Raw genomic sequence first — 17323 nt, forward strand, 5'->3', positions numbered from 1 at the left:
CCTCGAAAGTCACTGTTACGTATAGGTGCGACAGCGGTTTGCGTCGCATCTCCACCGGCAGACGTCGGTACGCAGAAGTCGCCAGGCTTTCAGTGCGGTGACCCCCTCCCGCGTGCAACGATCGGAGTATGGCCGATACAAGCACCGCACCCGACAGCATCCTTGAGGCCGGTACCACCGCGCCCGATTTCACCCTCAAGGCGACGCCCGATCAGTCGCTGAGCCTCTCAGAACTCAAGGGCAATCCTGTTGTCCTCGTCTTCTATCCCGCCGACTGGAGTCAGGTGTGCGGTGACGAACTCGCCGTGTTCAACCAGTCGCTGCCGCTGCTGCAGGAGTACCGCGCCGTACTCCTCGGCATCTCGGTCGACAGCGCGTGGAGCCATCAGGCGTTCAAGGAGTCGCGCAAGCTCGGCTACGACCTGCTTGCCGACTACAACCCCAAGGGTGCGGTCTCGAAGGAGTACGGCGCGTACGACGAACAGGCCGGATGCTCCAAGCGCGCGCTGTTCGTCGTCGACGCAGACGGTGTCATCTCGTGGAGCTACCTGTCGCCGATGGCCATCAACCCGGGTGTGAACGGGGTTCTCGACGCCCTCGAAGCCCTCAAGAACAAGAACGCGTGAGGAGCCGACCATGCCGCTGACCCAACCCGTGGGATCCGACGACTACATTCAGGGACCGTCCGACGCCGCTCTCACACTCGTCGAGTACGGCGACTATCAGTGTTCCTACTGCGGGCAGGCCTATCCGATCGTCAAGCAGATCCAGCGCACCTACCCCGACTCGCTGCGATTCGTCTTTCGCAACTTCCCGATTCCCGAGATCCACCCGGAGGCACTTGCAGCCGCGGAGGTCGCCGAATACGCCGGTAGCCAAGGCAAGTTCTGGGAGGCGCACGACGCGCTGTATGAGAACCAGGATCAGCTCGGCGACGGCTTCTCCCGCGAGTTGGTGTCGAGTCTCGGACTGAACGCCGCCGCAGCGGAGGCTGCGGTGAGTGCGCAGCAGTTCGGTGATCGTATCCAGGGGCAGATCAACAGTGGACTCCGCAGCGGCGTCAACGGCACACCCGCCTTCTTCATCAACGAGCAGTTCTTTCCCGGACCCTTCACCGAACTCCCCGACGTGCTCGAGCAGATCTTCGCGTCGGGACGCTGACACGCCCAGGCAGTTGCTCGCCCAGGTAGTAGTTCGAGGTAGTAGTTCGCTCAGGCAGTAGCTGCCGTCGCGCGCAACGCGGCCAGTACCCGCGAGTTGCTGAAGGCGTCACCGACGGTTATCCGGACGCCGTGACCGGGAACGGTTTTCACCGCAACGCCACAGGTGCCGAGCAGCGAGCCGAGTGCCAGTCCGTCCGCGCCGGGTAGATAAACGAAGTTGCCCTCACCCGCAATGGTCGACGCACCTATCGCGTGCAGTTGTACCGAGAGCAGATCACGCGCGGCGCGCATCGCCTCGACCCGGTGCGCGAGCGCGGTCGTCGCGGCCAGTGCCACCGGCACCGCGGCTTGGGCCGGCGCACTCACCGCGAAGGGAATCTCGAAGCGGCGGATCCCCGACATCAGCCGCTCATCACCGACGCCATATCCCACCCGCAGAGCCGCGAGACCGTGTGCCTTACTGAAGGTTCGGACGACCACGAGGCGGGGATGCAGTGCGATCAGCCGGTGCAGATCTGGTGCGGCAGTGCTGAACTCGATGTAGGCCTGATCGAGGATGACTGCCACGTGGTCGGGTAATGAAGTCAGGAACGCGTGTAGTTCGCGTTCGTCGACGACCGTACCCGTCGGGTTGTGTGGTGAGCAGACGATCACTGCGACGGTGGCCGCGGTGACGGAGGTGCGCAGCGCGTCGAGGTCGACGCCGCCGAAGCGATCGAGCGGCACGCCGCGAAAGTCCATGCGCAGCAACTGCGCGAGGATGGGGAATCCGTCGAATGTCGGGGTCGCGGTCACCAACTCGGGCACGACGCCCCTGTGTTGGTCGAGAGCTGCCTGCAGTGCTTGGAAGATCACTCCTGTTGCTCCAGCGCCGACGGTGACCATGTCGTCGGACACGCCCAGATGGTGTGCGATGACACGACGGGAACCGTGCGGTGTGAACTCCGGGTAGCGGTGCGCCGACAGCACCTGTTCATGGAGCACCTCGGCGACCGCAGGCAATGGCGGATACGCGGATTCGTTGAGATCGAGTCGAATCATGTTGTCGGCGAGCACTAGTGACGATCCGACCAACGAATCGCTGCCGCTCCGGCGAAATCTCCCGCGTGGGCGAACGCCGACATCATGACGACGTCACCGGGCCGGATGCGCCCGTCGGACACCGCGGTGTCGAGGGTGATCGGGAGTCCGACGCCGAACAGGTTTCCGCACTCGTCGAAGGTGTCCGGGTGTCGCTCGGCGGGGAGTTCGAGCGCCTCGCGCCAGTTGCGTAGAAAGATGCGGTTCGGCTGGTTGGTGATGAACCAGTCGAGGTCGGACGGCCGGATGTCGATGGAGTCTGCCACTTCGATGGCGGCGGCGGGGACCATGCGATTGCCGCGCGCGAGAACCTTGGTGATCTTCGCTTCGGTGAAGCCGATGTGGATCTCTCCGGTGCCTGCTTCCCAGTATCGACGGTCGGGTTCTGCGACCGATGTCATGTCGGCCGAGTACTCGCCGTACGAGTGGGTGACAAGTCCGAGGACGGGGGAGCCTGCCGGATCGTCGAGGCTCACCACGGCGGCTGCCGCGCCGTCACCGGGGATCGCGGCCTGTGCCTTGCCGCGAACCTGCTCCTGGGTGAAGATCTGGGATGCGCTGTTCTGCGCCAATCCCAATAACGCCTTGCCACCGCCCGCCGCTGCGAGAAGCGCAGCAGCGATATCGATCATGTGGATGAACGCGGCGCAGCCGCCGTTGTGGACGTCGAGGACCGTGGTGGGTCGTAGACCGAGACGGTCGGCGAGTTCGCCACCGCATCCGCGGACCGGTACCTCGGGAAGTTGGCTGTGCGTCAGGACCACAGTGACGTCGTCGAGGTAGGCGTCGCCATGCCTCTCCGTGAGAGTTCTTGCGGCAGAGACCATCATGTCGGCCGACGTCTCGCCTTCGGCCGCGTGATGTCGGAATGCGGGCGCCGAGAACATGATGTTGTCGGCGAGGTCGTCGTTCTCGGCGAACTGGCTGAAATAGGATGCCGGAACGCGATTCTCGGGCAGATATCCCGCAATGTCGGCGAGGACGACGGCGGGTGCAGTCGGGTTGATCATGAGCGCATCCAATCGGGGGTGAGGGGCAGATTGTTGGCGTGGCGGTACTCGGCAATCGCGGTGAGGTTGTTCAGTTCGAGCTGGTGTCCTGCGGCGAACATGTCCCAGAAGTCGCCGACCCAGACCGGCCGGTCGGCCGGTGCCGTTTCCGGGTACGGATTTCGCTCATAGAACGGATGTCGGCAATTGGTCCACAGCACCACCGAACCCGGTTTATTGAGCACGACCTGTGCGTCGACCACGCGCATCAGGTAGATCATCCACAGGTGTTTGCCCTGATCCCACGCGCAGTGATAGTCGACGGTCATGGCGTCGGGATTCGCGACCGTTCGCGTGTAGATGTCGGTGGCGTCGCCGAGTCTGTCCGACGCCAGCCACAGTCCCGGCTCATCGGTTGGTGTGAATCCGCGGAGACTGTAGGTCCACTCCTCGAGAGACCTTGTGTCGGAGAGCCATTCGTAGAGTTCGCGAGGCGGGGCGTCGACGTATCCCTGGACCGGACAAAAGTCGCCGTAGATCTTGTCGTGCGGATAGACCGACCGCAGCATGTCGAGAATGATCGGTGTGGCGGTCTGTCGTGGGTGTGTCTCGATGCGGGTCAACCCGTCGAGCTCGGCGGCTTGCCGGCCGAGGTCGGCCAGCGGTGTGGTCTCGATGGTCATCGGAGTCCTCTCTGCAGAAACGGTAGGAACGGTGGTATTTCGTCCGGATCGCAGTCGACGACGAGTGCGTTCGGCCCTGTGGCGGAAAAGAGTTCGGCAGCGTCGGCTCTCAGTTCACCCAGGTCGCCGGGCTGGCGGACCTCGACGTTGGAGAACATGGCCGCCATGCCGCGTGCGATGTCGGTTGGTCTGAAACGGTTCACGCTCGGAGTGTCGGGAAAGTACAGGCTCTCCCGTGTGACACACATGCCGTGCGCGTCATTGTTGAGGATGACAAGAGTGACCGGCGCTTCATACTCGACGGCGGTGTGGAACTCCATGCCGTGCATGAAGAAGGCGCCGTCGCCCGCGACGATCACCGTCCTCCCGTCCGCTGCCGGTCCGATCGCCGCACCGATTCCTGCCGCGATCGCGTAGCCCATACCGCCCATACCGAGAGCGACTGTGAACCGTCCTTCGGTGACCGGCGTGAGGTAGTGGATCGCGGCCGCGCCGACGTTGCCTGCGTCGGCAAACAAGATCGCGCTCTCGGGAAGGGCGTCGGCGATCGCATCCATGATCTCTCGCAGGCGGGGGAGCAGAGACCCGGGAACCGTTGGGGTGTCGAGGTATTCGATCCCGACAGTGGGCAAACTCTGCTCGTCGACTCCCAGCCGGTCCAGCTCGGCGTCGAGGTACGCCAGCGCATTCGGCAGCGAACCGACGATCGCCGTGCCGCGGGTCGGGCGTGCGCTGTGGCGCCCGATGTGCACGATCTCGAGGTCATCGAGCGCCGGGTCGAGACCTCCGCGATCGGTGGCGCTCATGCGGCAGCCGATACTGACACAGATCGACGCAGACGTGAGTGCTTCGCGCGCAGACGGATGCCCCATGACGCCGGTGATGCCCGCGTGTCCCGAGCGGGTGTCGGTGGTATCCGCTCCGCCGGGCGACGCAACGATCGTCGCACCCAGCCGAGAAGCCAACCGTTGCACTGTGTTTCCCACGCGCGCCCGTGAGGCCTCATCGCCCAGCCAGAGGCAGATGCGTGCACCGTCTGCGACCGCGTCAGCGAGGTGTCGCGCGAGCGTGGTCAGTCCGTCGGTGTCGATACGTCCGCGGTCGACACGTCCGTTGTCGGTTCCCGGCGAGTGGGGTGGCTGATACGTGTTTTCCCACATCGACTGCGATTGCACGTCTTTGGGGATCACCAGGGCGGCGGGCAACCCCCGATCAAGGGTGTCGAACGCCGATTTGAGCGCGGGCCCGAGCTCGGTTGTGTGCGTGACGAGTTCGGCGTGGCCGGTCACCGATCGCAGCACGCCCATCAGATCGATCGTGTCAGGCGCGTCGAGCATGTCCTGGAACGCGCCCCGGGCGGTGAGCGCCGTCGGTGCGACGCCGATGACGGCAAGCACAGGAACCCTGCTGTCGTACGATTCGGCCAGTGCCGGAACGACATTCATCGAACCGCCACCGGAGGTGGTGACGACCATCGACGGCGAGTCGGTCATCCGCGCCACCCCGTCGGCCATCGCTCCCGCGGCGAACTCGTGCTTGGCGACCACCGTGGGCATGCCGAGACGTGCCGCGGCGTCGTACATGTCCTCGATGTTCGCGCCGTGCACTCCGAAAACGTGGGTGACTCCGCGCTGTTGGGCACTCACGAGGACGTGCTCCGCGACATTCTGGCGACCGGTCATGACGCCAGCGTGCCCTCGGGCACCTGAAGGTTGGCTGAAACCGGCTCCTGTCGATTCTGGCGACGACGCAATAGACTGACGTCCACGACCTACCAGCGACCCGATCGGTGGTCGAACGTGCATTGGATGAGTTCGTGACCGTAACCAGACGTCTTCGCAAGCGAATCAGTGGTTTCGGTGTCCGTGCGCAGCTCACGATCGTTTCAGCGGTCATACTCGTCCTCGCACTGGCTATCAGTGGGGGAGTCATGTTGTTGATGCTGCATCGCGAGAACACAGCGCAGATGTACCGCGCGACGGGTCGTCAGGCGTATCAGATCGCCACCGCGGTCAACCGTGGTGGCGTGTCGGCAGTTGATCCCGACGATCTCACTCCCGGCGCGGGTATCGACATCACACAAGTCGTCGACGACAGGGGAGTGGTGGTGGCTGCGTCGCCCGGAGCTCCTCGCTCGCCGATTCGGTTGGCGAGCCACTCCACTCCCGACGAATCGACGGCACGCTACGCCGACAACATCAGTGTTCCCGGGTACGGCGACGAGTTCTGCGCGTCGGTGAGCACGGCCTATCACGACGGCCGGGAGTACACGATCCTCGCGCTCGACAAGGCAACCGGCATCAGGAGTAGCGAGTGGACGACCGCGACGCTCATGGCGATCGAACTGCCGATCATCGTGGCACTCGGAGCAGGTGCGGTCTACCTGCTCGTCGGTCGGTCGCTTCGGCCTGTCTCGCGTATCACCAAGCAGGCCAACGAAATCACCTCCACCGAGTTGGAGCAGCGAGTTCCCGTGCCGACCGCGGATGACGAGATCCGCACGCTCGCGGTCACCGTCAACAGCATGCTCGGGCGACTCCAACGCGGGCGGGAGTCGCAACTGCGTTTCATCGGCGACGCGTCGCATGAACTGCGAAGTCCACTGACGACATTGGTGGGTTTGCTCGACCTCGCCGACGACACGTCGACACCGATCGATGTGGAAACCGTCCGCACCATCCTCCTGCCCGAGGCGCGTCGGATGCAGGCCATGGCAGAAGATCTGCTCCTACTGGCACGCGCTGACGAACGGGGTCTGACAGTCACCGCCGGCGATGTGGACCTCGACGACGTGGTCGTCGGGGAGGTCGCACGGCTGCGTGCCATGGGTGCTGCAAAGGTGACCGCACACATTGTGCCCCTTCGAGTCTCAGGCGACGCAGAGATGATTCGACGCGCCGTGCGCAACCTCGTCGACAACGCCGCCAGGCACAGCGATTCGGCGGTGTGGGTCTCGCTGCACTCCGATGAATCGAATGCGGTCATCGCGGTCAGCGATGACGGGCCCGGCATCCCCGCCGACCGACGATCGGTGATCTTCGACAGGTTCTCGCGACTCGACGTCGATCGTCAGCGTGACTCGTCGGGAGCCGGTCTCGGCTTGGCAATCGCGTACGAGATCGCGCGGGCCCATGGCGGTTCGGTCTCGGCTGTCGACGGCAGACATGGCGGCGCCACCGTCGAACTCGTTCTGCCAACAGGGCACTCGTCTGATGGTCCCGGAGAAGCAGGGAGCCGTTCAGAGTGCGATCAGACGGTACCCGGCGCCGCGGACCGTCTCGATGGACGCGATCCCGAACGGGGCGTCGATGCGCTTGCGTAGGTACGCGATATAGACCTCGACGATGTTCGGATCACCGTCGTAATTCTCGTCCCACACCGATTGGAGAATGGCTTGTTTCGACATCACCCGACCCTGGTTGCGCAACAGCAGTTCAAGCACTGCGTACTCGCGAGGAGTAAGGGCAATCGGCGTCCCATGACGCGTGACGACGTGTTGGGCGGGATCGAGACACAGCGATCCCGCCGTGAGTATCGCAGGCCGCTCGCGCTGACCGCGTCTGGCGACGGCCCGTAGATGGGCCTTCAGTACGACGACGGAGAACGGCTTGACGAGGTAGTCGTCGGCTCCGAAGTCGAGTGCCTCGGCCTGGTCGTACTCGCCGTCTTTCGCCGACAACATGACGATCGGCACCCACTGCGACTGTCTGCGCAACTCTCGGACGACCTCATAGCCGTTGAGGCCGGGGAGCATGATGTCGAGCACCACTGCGTCGAATTCCTCGTCAACGGCACGCTGTAGCGCCTGCGCGCCGTTGTGCAGGACCGCCACGTTCCACCCATCGCTGACCAACACACGACGAATGGTCTCGGCCGCCCGCACGTCGTCGTCCACCACCAACACACGCACGTCGGTCTTCGCCCTTCTCCACGATGCTCACCCACCGCGGCTTCCGGCGTCGCCATCAGAAAGGACCCCGATGCGTCACCGCACATTGACCCGACCCCGCAACAATTCGACCCTACTCCCGGTACGTGGACCACGATCGCTTCCGCTGCAGTCCGCACTGCGGCTGCGAGCCGACCCGGCGCAGTTCGCAGAGAATCTGCGTGCCGACTACGGCGACATCGCCTTCATCACGGTGCTCGGGCGCAACATCGTCATCGTGCAGGGTCCCGAGGCGCTCGGCGAGTTGGTTCGCGACGCCGACCGCGCGTTCCGCAACGAGCCGGTCTACGGATTCGCGCTGGGCACACTCTTCGAACGCGGAATCCTGCTGATGGATACGGAGGAACATCGCAAGCATCGTCGAATCATGCAGGCGGCATTCACCGCCGACCGTCTCGCCGGCTACCAGGATCAGCTCAATTCGCTTGCCGCTGAGGCCACGATGCGATTCACTCGCGGACCCGACGTCGACATGCGTACCGAACTCAAGGCGATGGCACTCGACGTCGCGTTGGAACTGTTTGTCGGCGAAAAGCTTTCGCGCGACGACGCCGATCGGATGAATGCGGCGTTCGTCGATCTCATCGAGGCGGGCAGTGCGCTGGTTCGGGTTCGACTTCCCGGCACCATGTGGGCGCGTGGGCATCGTGCGCGCGGCGTCGTCGACGAGTTCTTCAGTGCCCTTCTGCCCGCGCGGCGCAGCGCGGATGGGCCGGACCTGATGTCGGCGCTGTGCCATGCACGCGACGACGACGGCTCGCAGCTTTCCGACCAGCAGGTCGTCGACCACATGCGATTCATGCTGTTCGCCGCTCACGACACCGCAACCATAGCGATGACGTCGATGGCTTACCGGTTGGGACGTGACGCGCGGTGGCGCGCACGCGTCGTCGACGAGGCGCAACGCCTCGGTGAAGCGCCGTCAGCAGCCACGCTGAAGCAGTCCGACGTCTATCAGGCGGTGTTCAAGGAGTCGCTGCGGCTGCGGCCGCCGGTTCCGGTGATCCCTCGTGCGGCGATTGCGGACACGTCGATCGGTGGCCACTTCATCCCGAAGGGCACATTTGTCATCGCGGTCAGCGCGAGCAATCACCGGATACCCGAAATATGGCCGCGGCCAGACTTTTTCGATCCTGAGCGATTCATGCCGGAGAACGCGGAGCGACGGCATCGGTTGGCATGGGCGCCTTTCGGCGGCGGTGCGCACCAGTGCATCGGCATGAACTTCTCGTATCTGGAGGCGGCGACTGCGATTCACCACATGGCCCGACGGCTCGACTGGACGGTCGACTCCGACGACTACGAGCGTCGCGACGTCGCTCTGACAGCGAATGTGGGCTTCAGCGCCGCGGTCACCGACGCGCGAGAACGATCCGACACGCGTAGATAGCGATACCGATGACGATCACCACGAGGCCCGAGATCACCGAGGCGCGTGGAAGTGTGCATGCGAGTACAACGCAGCCGACGAGGCCGACGACGCAGAAGATCAGAGGTGGGCGCCGCTCGACGCGCGAAAGCGTCATGGCCGACGCGTTCGCGATCGCGTAGTACAGCAGGACTCCGAACGACGAGAATCCGATCGCGCCACGGACATCTGCGGTCGCGGCAACTATGGCGACAACTGCACCGACGGCGAGTTCGGCGTGATGCGGCACGCCGAAGCGCGGGTGAACCTTCGCCAACGTCCGTGGCAGGTGTCCTTCGCGCGACATCGCCAACGTCGTTCTGGAGACGCCGAGGATCAGCGCGAGCAGGGAGCCGAGCGCTGCGACAGCGGCGCCGACCCGAACGACAGGAGTCAGCCAGCCAGCGCCTGCGGCCTGAGTCATCGCGGCCAGCGGCGCTGTCGCCGTGGCGAGTCCCGATGCGCCGAGCGTCCAGAGTGCAGTTGCCGCGACGGTCGTGTAGACGACCAATGCGATCCCCAACGCGACGAGGATCGCTCGAGGAATGATGCGTGCAGGCTCCCGCACCTCCTCGCCGAGCGTCGCGATGCGCGCGTAGCCGGCGAAGGCGAAGAACAGGATTCCCGCGGACTGCAGTGTCCCGGTGACTCGTGCGTCCGAGCGGACCCCGAGTGAGTCGACGCTGCCCACGTCCGACGCGAGCGTCGTCACGACCACCACGGTGAGGACCATCAGCACCACGGCGACGATCGCGCGTGTCAGCCACGCCGATTTCTGCACTCCGACGTAGTTCACCGCGGTGAGCGCGACAACAGCGGCGACCGCCACCACGTGTGCATGTGCAGGCCAGGCATAGAGCCCGACGGTCAGCGCCATTGCGGCGCACGACGCCGTCTTGCCGACCACGAACGCCCACCCCGCGAGGTATCCCCAGAAGTCACCGAGCCGCTCGCGGCCGTACACGTACGTCCCACCGGAGACCGGGTAGACGGCCGCAAGTCGCGCCGACGACGTCGCGTTGCAGTAGGCCACAACAGCGGCGATGACCAGCCCGATCAGCAGCGCCGATCCGGCTGCGGCAGCTGCGGGTGTCAGCGCAACGAAGATCCCGGCGCCGAGCATCGAGCCGAGGCCGATGATCACGGCGTCGGACATGCCGAGTCTGCGGTGCAGCGTCGGGTCAGTCATGGGTCGATCGTGGTCGAAGCATGGTCGAGACTCTCACCGGAAGGTGAATGGCAGGTGGCGTGCTATTGGACGACGAAGACCAGGGCGCCGCTGGGATCAGCTGTGAGCGCTGATACGTACCACTGTTCGTCCAGTCGTCTTGCCCGCCTGTATCTCGGCGAGCGCGCCGTCGAGATCGTCGACCCCGATCTCGGTGGTGAGTCGATCGAGATGCGCTGGGCGCAAGTCGCTTTCGAGGCGTGCCCAGACCGACCGGCGGAGCTCGGGCCCGATCAACACGGAGTCGATTCCGAGGAGCGCCACGCCGCGCAGGATGAAGGGCATCACGGTCGTGGGCAGGTCGGCACCACCGGTGAGACCGCTCGCGGCGACCGAGCCGCTGTGGTTCATGGTCGACAACACGTAGGCGAGCGTCGTGCCGCCGACGCAATCGACTGCGCCCGCCCACTGCGATTTACCGAGCGGACGAATCTTGGTGTCGTCGTCGACGAGACGGCCGACCACCGACGTGGCGCCAAGATCGGTCAATAGCGCTGCGGCGTCGGACTTTCCGCTCGACGCGGTGACCGAGAACCCGAGTGCGCTGAGCAGATCGACACTCACCGAACCGACACCGCCACTGGCCCCGGTGACCACCACGGGGCCGTCGTCGGGCGTCAGTCCGCGGTCGAGAAGTGCGACAACACTGAGTGCCGCGGTGAAGCCCGCCGTGCCGATGGCGGCCGCTTCGCGCGTCGAGAGTGTGTCGAGTCGTACGACCTGCGCGGCGGGTACTCGTGCATAGGCGGCGTAACCGCCGTGTTGCGCGGTTCCGATCGGACCGCCATGTGCCACAACGCGATCGCCGGGGTTGAAGTCGAGTGTCGACGATGCGATCACCTCGCCGGCGAGGTCGATCCCCGGCACGATGGGATAGTCGCGCACCACGCCGCCACGCGGTGTGACAGCGAGTGCGTCCTTGTAATTGACGCCGGAATAGTCGACGGCGATCGTCACCTCGCCGTCGGGCAGCTCGGTGGCGTCGAGTTGCTCGCTCGCCAAGGTGATTTCGCCGTCGGACTCGCGGGCCATCAGGACGGTGAACTGATCGGGCAGGGTGCGCGTCATTGTGCTCCTCGGATCGTCGTGGGTCGTCGAAATCCAGCGTAGGTCAGAGCAATCCTCCGATGTCGCCTGCGGCGAGCAGACAGATCAGCACCGGGACCAGATGAGTCGGGGCGATCCCGTAGTCGTTGCGACCGACTTTGGTGACGATCGACGCCGCGGTCAGGATCTTCAGGTGGTGGTAGAGCTGACCCGATGTCCCGAAGTCGCCCGACTCCTGCAGATGTGCGACCGAGGCGTTGCCGCGTGCCAGGATGCGCACGATCTCGACGCGCGCGGGATGGCCGAGCGCGGCGAACACGTTGGCGGTCGTCTCCGGCGCGAGATCGAGCGTCGCGTCAGACGAATAGGCGATGTTCCACGTGACGGGTCCGGTGAGGTCGACGCTGCCCGAATAACCGAGCATTCCCGACCGGCCCTCGGCGGCTGAGTCCTGTTCGGTGCCCGCGTGATCGCTCGCGGTGAACACTGCCGCTTCGAGGCGCGCGACTCGGGCTGCGAGGTCGTCGGATGGATCGCTGCTCACCCCAAGCACCGTAGCGCGTGTCCGATGTCGCGATCGGTGATGGCTGCGAGCAGCAGTTTCTGATGGGTGAACTTGTCGGCTTCGACGTCGCGCCGGGAGACTCCGCGGACCATCAGCGTGCCGGTCCCGAGCTTGCCGTCGGGAGTGCGGTACTCGAAGACCTCGGTGATCACCCCGGGGAGACTGCCGCCCTTGAATCCGAGCACCGAGCCGTCGGGCATCGGTCCCTGGTATTCGAGGTGGTGGCGCGCAAGCTCTGCGCCAGGGCCGAATGAGCCGTCGGCAAAGCTTGTCATCAGCGCGTTGAGCGCGTTCGGCGTCGCCTCGAGATGCGAATCAGTTTGTGGTCGGAGCGGATTGGCGATAGCGAGGTAGGTGTCGAAGAGGCTCGGTACCGGACCGGTGAATCCGTAGCGCATCATGACGGCGCGTAAAGCGTTGTCGCCCAATGTGTTGCGAAGCAGGTCGGGCGCTGCGGAGTCGGAGAAGCGGATCATCACGTCGGCGAGTTGGCTGTAGGTCACCGTGGCTGAGGGGTCGAGCGGGATGCCCTCTCGTGATGGGATTCGGAGGTAGTCGAGCGCTCGAACATGCGCGCCGCCGTCGAGCGGGAGGTACCAGCGCTGCCAGTCCGTGATGGGGATGCGCGCCTCCGGGTCGAGCCGGCCGTCGGCAACTGCCTGCGCGTACGCCGCGAGATGGATGAGTTTGATCGACGACGCCGCGGGGAACGGGACGTCGGCGTTGTGTGTGATCGGGTCGCCGTCGAGGGGTCGGACGGTCAGCGCGTAGTTGCTGCGATGCCCAGCGAGGTATCCGATCCAGCCGGGCACGGACGTGACATCCGGCTTGACGGGCGGAGCACACACGGTGGTGGCGGAAGGGGGCGTGGCTTGGGCAGATGCAGGGGTGAAGAGACCCACGGCCACGGCAAGAACGAGTGCGAGGTAGGAAGCGGAACGCATCGAAACTCCTCAAGTTCGTAAATACGTAATTACGAAACTATCGACAGGTTGGTGTCGCCGCAACCCTGAGTTACCGACTGTCAGGTCCATGACAGGCGACGGCAGGGCCGTGTAAGAGCGGCTCCCTAACGTCAGTGTCAACAAATCCTGACTACTGATAGGAGGTGCTGTCATGGCAACCACCACTGATGCCGCGGCGCAGAAATCGTCGCGCACCTATACGTCGCTCGCCGCAGCAGCTATACCGCTCGCTGCGCTCTGTCTGGCCTTCTTCGTCGAGATGGTCGACAACACGCTGCTCTCGATCGCCCTGCCGACCATCGGTCGCGATCTCGGCAGTAGCACCACTGCGCTGCAGTGGATCACCGGCGCGTACTCACTCACTTTCGGCGGGCTGCTGCTCACCGCGGGGTCGATCGCCGACAGGTTCGGTCGACGCCGCGTCCTGATGATCGGCCTGGCCGCGTTCGGGCTGCTCAGCCTGCTGGTCATCCTCGTCAACTCGACGGGTGAGCTGATCGCGCTGCGAGCCGCACTCGGCGTCGCTGCCGCGATGATGGCCCCGATCACCAACTCGCTGGTTTTCCGTCTCTTCGACGACCAGAAACTACGGATGCGCGCGATGACCGTGATGATCGTCGTCGGCATGGCCGGATTCGTGCTCGGCCCGATCCTTGGTGGTTCCGCGCTTGCTCATGTGCGTTGGGAGTGGCTGCTCGTCGTCAATGCGCCGATCGCGCTCATCGCCGGCATCGGCATCTGGTTCGGCGTCGCGTCGGATCGTCGTGAAAACCTCACCGACTACAAGCTCGACATCCCCGGAGCGCTGCTGAGTATCGCGACGATCGGTCTCGCCTGCTGGTCGCTGACGAGCGGCGTCGACCACGGCTGGGCGTCGGCGATGACGCTGGCGTCGATCATCGGCGCGGTGGTCGCAGGCGCGGCATTCGTCTGGCATGAACGGCGAAGTGCCGCGCCGATGTTGAATCTTGCGCTGTTCCGCAACGGCACCGTGCGCGGTGCGACGATCGCCCAGGTCGGCAGCGCAATCGCGATGGCCAGCGTGATGTTCGGGCTTATCCTGCACTTCCAGTACGCCTACGGCTGGAGCCCGATGAAGGCCGGTCTGGCCAACTTGCCGATGATCGCGACGATGCTCCTCGCTACACCGCTGTCGGAGGCACTGATCACCCGCTTCGGTCACCGGATGACCTGCTTCATCGGCGCGATGGCGCTCGCAGTGGGCACCGCGGGTCTCGGCTGGGGTGTCACGCACGGATACCTCGCGATCGCGGTCTTCATGGTCGTGATGACCTTCGGACTACGGACGGTCATGACGATCTGTGCGATCGCACTCGTCGACGCGATGCCCGAGAATCAGACGTCGATCGGCACCGCGCTCAACGACACCGCGCAGGAGGTCGGCAGCAGCGTCGGCACGGCGATCGTCGGCACGATGCTCGCGACGCTCGTGGCGGCGCACCTACCGGAGGGGACGTGGACCGCGGCCTTCACCGATACGTTCTTCCACGGGGAGAGCATCACGTATGTCGTGCTGGGGATCGTCGTCGGCGTGATCGCGGGCATCGGAGCCCTCACGCTGACCAACTCCCGCAACGCCGAGGAAACTCACTAGGTTTCGTCGTGCCTCAGTTGTGCCGTACCCAGGTGTCAGATGGTGGCACCTGGGTACGGCACTGTTTGTGAACCGGTCCGAGTGTGTCCACAGATCACGGAGCGCGGCGTCGTACAGAGGCTCCGAGAGCCCACACTGCTGTCCATGACCGCCCTGCCGGCGCCACGGCCATCGCTAGAACGTATCGACCCAGAACGTACCGACCCAGAACGTATCGACCCAGAACGTATCGACGCAGTACTCGACGAACAGGACGGCGTGATCGCGCGTCGCCAGGTCGTCGAGGCGGGCTTCTCGGCGCCATACATTCGACGCAAGGTGCGCCGCAGGGAGTGGGTAGCGGTGTCGGCCGGCATCTACGTCAACCACACCGGACCCCTGACCGCTTCAGAGCGCGCGTGGGTCGCAGTTCTCGAGGCCTACCCTGCGGCGCTGAGTCACCGCTCGGCGATCGCGGTCGGCGATGCGATCGGTGCGGAACCCATCCACATCGTCGTCGATCGGAAACGCCGGGTGCGTCGACGTCCCGGCGTCGTCGTTCATTACGGAACCCGTCTCGACGAGCGAGTTGCCTGGCACCTGCGGCCTCCGCGGGTGCGACTGGAGGAGGCAGTGCTGGACGTGGCGGCCGACGCGTCGTCGACGACGAGCCTGATCGCCTGCCTCGCCGACGTCGTCTCAGCGCGTAGAACCACTGCCGACAGGCTGCTTGGTGCTCTGCAGCGGCGCCCACGGATGCCGTCGCGCGAATATGTCGTTGGCGTCCTGCGCGACGTACGTGACGGTACGTGCTCGGTTCTCGAGCACGGTTACCTGACGAAGGTCGAACGTGCGCACGGACTTCCGGCACCCGTGCGGCAGGCGCCGACCGCTGTGGGGCGAAACGGGTTTCGCGATGTCGAGTACGAGGACTTCGGGCTCATCGTCGAACTGGACGGGCGCCTGGGGCACGATGGGCCGCAGGCTCGCGACCGCGACCTCGAGCGTGATCTCGACGCGGCGGTGGATGGCGATCAGAAGACGGTGCGCCTGGGGTGGGGCCAGGTCTACGACAGGCCGTGTGCGACGGCGGCCAAGATCGCACGCGCTCTGGGGAAGGCGGGGTGGTCGGGAACACTCACGCGGTGCCCGGACTGCCCGGAAGTGCCGTATCCAGGAGTCGATATGTGACTCATGGATACGGCAGTGGTGCCTTCGCAAGAAATCACCACGTCAGCGGCGAAGATCCCAATGGTCGAGCTGGTAGCGGTGGCGGCGTGGGCTTGCCGTCGAACCTGATGGGGATCACCGGTTCGTCGATACGGCCGAACGGGCCGTCGACTGTCGTCAGATCGATTGACCTCGTGCCCCAGTCGGGGTCGGAGTTGGCGCCCGACGGTCCGAGAGATTGCACCCAGGTGCACACGCGCGCGAGTCGCACGCGCACCCTCCATGAACCGCCCTCGGACTGTCGACGGCGCAGTGCGGCAACGATTCCCGTCGCGCCGAGGTAAGCAGCCAGATAGTCGTTGAGGAGGTGTGTCGGGGGTAGTGTCGGCGGTCCTCCGCGCCCCTCTTCGAAGCTGAAACCGGTTGCTGAACAGGCAAGTTGATCGAAACCGCCGCGATCTCCCCACGGCCCGTCGGAGCCCCAGCAGTGGTATTCGACGACGATGATGCCCGGTCGTCGCTGCGCGAGGTGCTCGGCATCGAGGCCGTGGCGCTCTAGGCCGCGGTAGGCGTTCACGAAGACGTCGCCCTCGGCGATCAGATCGGTGAGTTCTTCCAACTGGTTCGGGTCGCGAACATCGCAGTAGGCGTTGCGTTTTCCGCCACCGGTGAGCGCGGGCATGGGGTGCGGGTCGACGAGGTCGGGTCGGGTGACGTGCACGACGTCGGCTCCGAAAGCGGCCAGTAGTTCGGTGCTCACCGGGCCGGCAATCACATGGGTCATATCCACAGCTCGAACGCCGTTCAGCGGCGGCCATTCTCGTGGTGCGGTGAGGGATTCGGGTTCGGAGTCGTCGATGCGTTCCAGGTCGATGACCGGTCGTCGCGCGACGTCGATGCCCACCGGCGACGCGGCCCACTGTTGCGCGGTTCGTGCTGCGGCCGCAACGCCGCCCGCCGCAACCACGGCTTCTTCGAGGGCAACCGAATTCCATGTGAGAGCGGCCTGCGCGATTCGCTCCTTTATCGGCGGGCAGTCCAGGACGGAACAGACGGCGTCGCGTTGGTGCGGAAAGGTGGTGATCAAGAACGTCCAGGCGTCGGCAGTGCGATAGAAGTCGTTGTTGCGCAGTGCTGTTGGGTCTTCTGCGACCGATCCGGTGGTTTGACCGTTGATCGTGGTCAGGTATGCGGCACGCAACTGGTCGACGGCGTCGGAGACACTCACGGATACTTCCGGGCCGTCACCCAGCGCTGCGATCTGGGCGCCGAACGCCGCGATCGCCGCTGCCGATGCGTCGCCAATTCGGTGGGGTGATGGCGTGATCTGGTCAGCGCCGGAGATTCGCGTTGGACCGACGTCGGTTCCGGTGAGCGCGGTCAGGCCGTCGACGATGTCGGAGACGCGGGGGGTGGTTGGCATGTCTCCAATCTTCGCGTCGCGCTAGCACCGCCGGTGAGTTTCCGAATATACGTAAGATG

16 protein-coding genes are annotated in these 17323 nt (G+C 65.0%); 6 read left to right on the forward strand and 10 right to left on the reverse strand.

The genetic code is table 11. The features are described from left to right. Positions 1 to 128 precede the first annotated feature (128 nt). Positions 129 to 626, forward strand: coding sequence for a redoxin domain-containing protein (locus A5766_RS05410; protein WP_005201795.1), 498 nt, complete (start codon positions 129 to 131; stop codon positions 624 to 626). 10 nt (positions 627 to 636) lie between these two features. After that, positions 637 to 1161, forward strand: a complete 525-nt coding sequence (locus A5766_RS05415; protein WP_064903702.1) for a DsbA family protein — start codon at positions 637 to 639, stop codon at positions 1159 to 1161. A gap of 50 nt (positions 1162 to 1211) precedes the next feature. Here the strand turns inward: A5766_RS05415 and A5766_RS05420 are convergent, their stop codons facing one another. The 4 genes from A5766_RS05420 to A5766_RS05435 are packed head-to-tail and all read right to left on the reverse strand — an operon-like array spanning position 1212 to position 5597. Beyond that, positions 1212 to 2219, reverse strand: a complete 1008-nt coding sequence (locus A5766_RS05420) for a pyridoxal phosphate-dependent aminotransferase (RefSeq protein WP_082965452.1) — start codon at positions 2217 to 2219, stop codon at positions 1212 to 1214. Beyond that, a complete protein-coding gene (locus tag A5766_RS05425) occupies positions 2219 to 3253 on the reverse strand; it encodes a 3-oxoacyl-ACP synthase III family protein (RefSeq protein WP_064903705.1) in 1035 nt (344 codons plus the stop codon). The genes A5766_RS05420 and A5766_RS05425 overlap by 1 nt, the downstream gene beginning before the upstream one ends. After that, positions 3250 to 3915, reverse strand: a complete 666-nt coding sequence (locus tag A5766_RS05430) for a hypothetical protein (protein ID WP_064903707.1) — start codon at positions 3913 to 3915, stop codon at positions 3250 to 3252. The genes A5766_RS05425 and A5766_RS05430 overlap by 4 nt, the downstream gene beginning before the upstream one ends. Next, on the reverse strand, positions 3912 to 5597 hold the full coding sequence (locus tag A5766_RS05435; protein WP_064903709.1) for a thiamine pyrophosphate-binding protein: 1686 nt from the start codon (positions 5595 to 5597) through the stop codon (positions 3912 to 3914). Before A5766_RS05435 ends, A5766_RS05430 begins: the two co-directional genes overlap by 4 nt. Before the next feature lie 134 nt (positions 5598 to 5731). On the opposite strand from A5766_RS05435, the gene A5766_RS05440 reads away from it, so the two are divergent. Then, entirely contained in the window at positions 5732 to 7237 is a 1506-nt protein-coding gene (locus A5766_RS05440) for a sensor histidine kinase (protein ID WP_064903754.1), read from the forward strand. On the opposite strand, the gene A5766_RS05445 is transcribed toward A5766_RS05440, so the two are convergent. Next, entirely contained in the window at positions 7154 to 7825 is a 672-nt protein-coding gene (locus A5766_RS05445) for a response regulator transcription factor (protein WP_064903712.1), read from the reverse strand. The genes A5766_RS05440 and A5766_RS05445 overlap by 84 nt on opposite strands. A gap of 70 nt (positions 7826 to 7895) precedes the next feature. Here A5766_RS05445 and A5766_RS05450 point away from each other — a divergent pair, with 70 nt between their 5' ends. Next, positions 7896 to 9254 carry a cytochrome P450 gene (locus A5766_RS05450; protein ID WP_064903714.1) on the forward strand — a complete coding sequence of 453 codons (1359 nt, stop codon included), beginning with the start codon at positions 7896 to 7898 and terminating at the stop codon, positions 9252 to 9254. Here A5766_RS05450 and A5766_RS05455 read toward each other — a convergent pair. The 4 genes from A5766_RS05455 to A5766_RS05470 all read right to left on the reverse strand — a co-directional run bounded on the left by A5766_RS05455 (position 9217) and on the right by A5766_RS05470 (position 13056). Next, entirely contained in the window at positions 9217 to 10461 is a 1245-nt protein-coding gene (locus tag A5766_RS05455; RefSeq protein WP_064903716.1) for an APC family permease, read from the reverse strand. The genes A5766_RS05450 and A5766_RS05455 overlap by 38 nt on opposite strands. A gap of 96 nt (positions 10462 to 10557) precedes the next feature. Beyond that, positions 10558 to 11568, reverse strand: coding sequence for an acrylyl-CoA reductase family protein (locus A5766_RS05460; protein WP_064903718.1), 1011 nt, complete (start codon positions 11566 to 11568; stop codon positions 10558 to 10560). Between the two features lie 43 nt (positions 11569 to 11611). Next, positions 11612 to 12091, reverse strand: a complete 480-nt coding sequence (locus tag A5766_RS05465) for an ArsR/SmtB family transcription factor (RefSeq protein ID WP_064863116.1) — start codon at positions 12089 to 12091, stop codon at positions 11612 to 11614. Further along, positions 12088 to 13056, reverse strand: coding sequence for a serine hydrolase (locus tag A5766_RS05470; protein ID WP_064903720.1), 969 nt, complete (start codon positions 13054 to 13056; stop codon positions 12088 to 12090). Before A5766_RS05470 ends, A5766_RS05465 begins: the two co-directional genes overlap by 4 nt. Before the next feature lie 172 nt (positions 13057 to 13228). Here A5766_RS05470 and A5766_RS05475 point away from each other — a divergent pair, with 172 nt between their 5' ends. Further along, positions 13229 to 14692: an MFS transporter gene (locus A5766_RS05475; protein WP_064903723.1), complete on the forward strand. Its 1464-nt coding sequence runs from the start codon at positions 13229 to 13231 to the stop codon at positions 14690 to 14692. Positions 14693 to 14731: 39 nt separating this feature from the next. Then, positions 14732 to 15862: a hypothetical protein gene (locus tag A5766_RS05480; RefSeq protein WP_197501345.1), complete on the forward strand. Its 1131-nt coding sequence runs from the start codon at positions 14732 to 14734 to the stop codon at positions 15860 to 15862. Between the two features lie 34 nt (positions 15863 to 15896). Here the strand turns inward: A5766_RS05480 and A5766_RS05485 are convergent, their stop codons facing one another. Then, positions 15897 to 17264, reverse strand: coding sequence for a CoA transferase (locus tag A5766_RS05485; RefSeq protein ID WP_064903724.1), 1368 nt, complete (start codon positions 17262 to 17264; stop codon positions 15897 to 15899). Between the last annotated feature and the right edge of the window lie 59 nt (positions 17265 to 17323).

The organism is Gordonia sp. 852002-51296_SCH5728562-b (assembly GCF_001665475.1).
GTDB classification, from domain to species: Bacteria; Actinomycetota; Actinomycetes; order Mycobacteriales; family Mycobacteriaceae; genus Gordonia; species Gordonia sputi.

Bases quoted from the DNA above. Each gene is read 5' to 3' on its own strand.
- A5766_RS05410 (WP_005201795.1), top strand. From the start codon at position 129: ATGGCCGATACAAGCACCGCACCCGACAGCATCCTTGAGGCCGGTACC.
- A5766_RS05415 (WP_064903702.1), top strand. From the start codon at position 637: ATGCCGCTGACCCAACCCGTGGGATCCGACGACTACATTCAGGGACCG.
- A5766_RS05425 (WP_064903705.1), bottom strand. From the start codon at position 3,253: ATGATCAACCCGACTGCACCCGCCGTCGTCCTCGCCGACATTGCGGGA.
- A5766_RS05430 (WP_064903707.1), bottom strand. From the start codon at position 3,915: ATGACCATCGAGACCACACCGCTGGCCGACCTCGGCCGGCAAGCCGCC.
- A5766_RS05435 (WP_064903709.1), bottom strand. From the start codon at position 5,597: ATGACCGGTCGCCAGAATGTCGCGGAGCACGTCCTCGTGAGTGCCCAA.
- A5766_RS05450 (WP_064903714.1), top strand. From the start codon at position 7,896: ATGCGTCACCGCACATTGACCCGACCCCGCAACAATTCGACCCTACTC.
- A5766_RS05455 (WP_064903716.1), bottom strand. From the start codon at position 10,461: ATGACTGACCCGACGCTGCACCGCAGACTCGGCATGTCCGACGCCGTG.
- A5766_RS05460 (WP_064903718.1), bottom strand. From the start codon at position 11,568: ATGACGCGCACCCTGCCCGATCAGTTCACCGTCCTGATGGCCCGCGAG.
- A5766_RS05470 (WP_064903720.1), bottom strand. From the start codon at position 13,056: ATGCGTTCCGCTTCCTACCTCGCACTCGTTCTTGCCGTGGCCGTGGGT.
- A5766_RS05475 (WP_064903723.1), top strand. From the start codon at position 13,229: ATGGCAACCACCACTGATGCCGCGGCGCAGAAATCGTCGCGCACCTAT.
- A5766_RS05480 (WP_197501345.1), top strand. From the start codon at position 14,732: ATGGTGGCACCTGGGTACGGCACTGTTTGTGAACCGGTCCGAGTGTGT.
- A5766_RS05485 (WP_064903724.1), bottom strand. From the start codon at position 17,264: ATGCCAACCACCCCCCGCGTCTCCGACATCGTCGACGGCCTGACCGCG.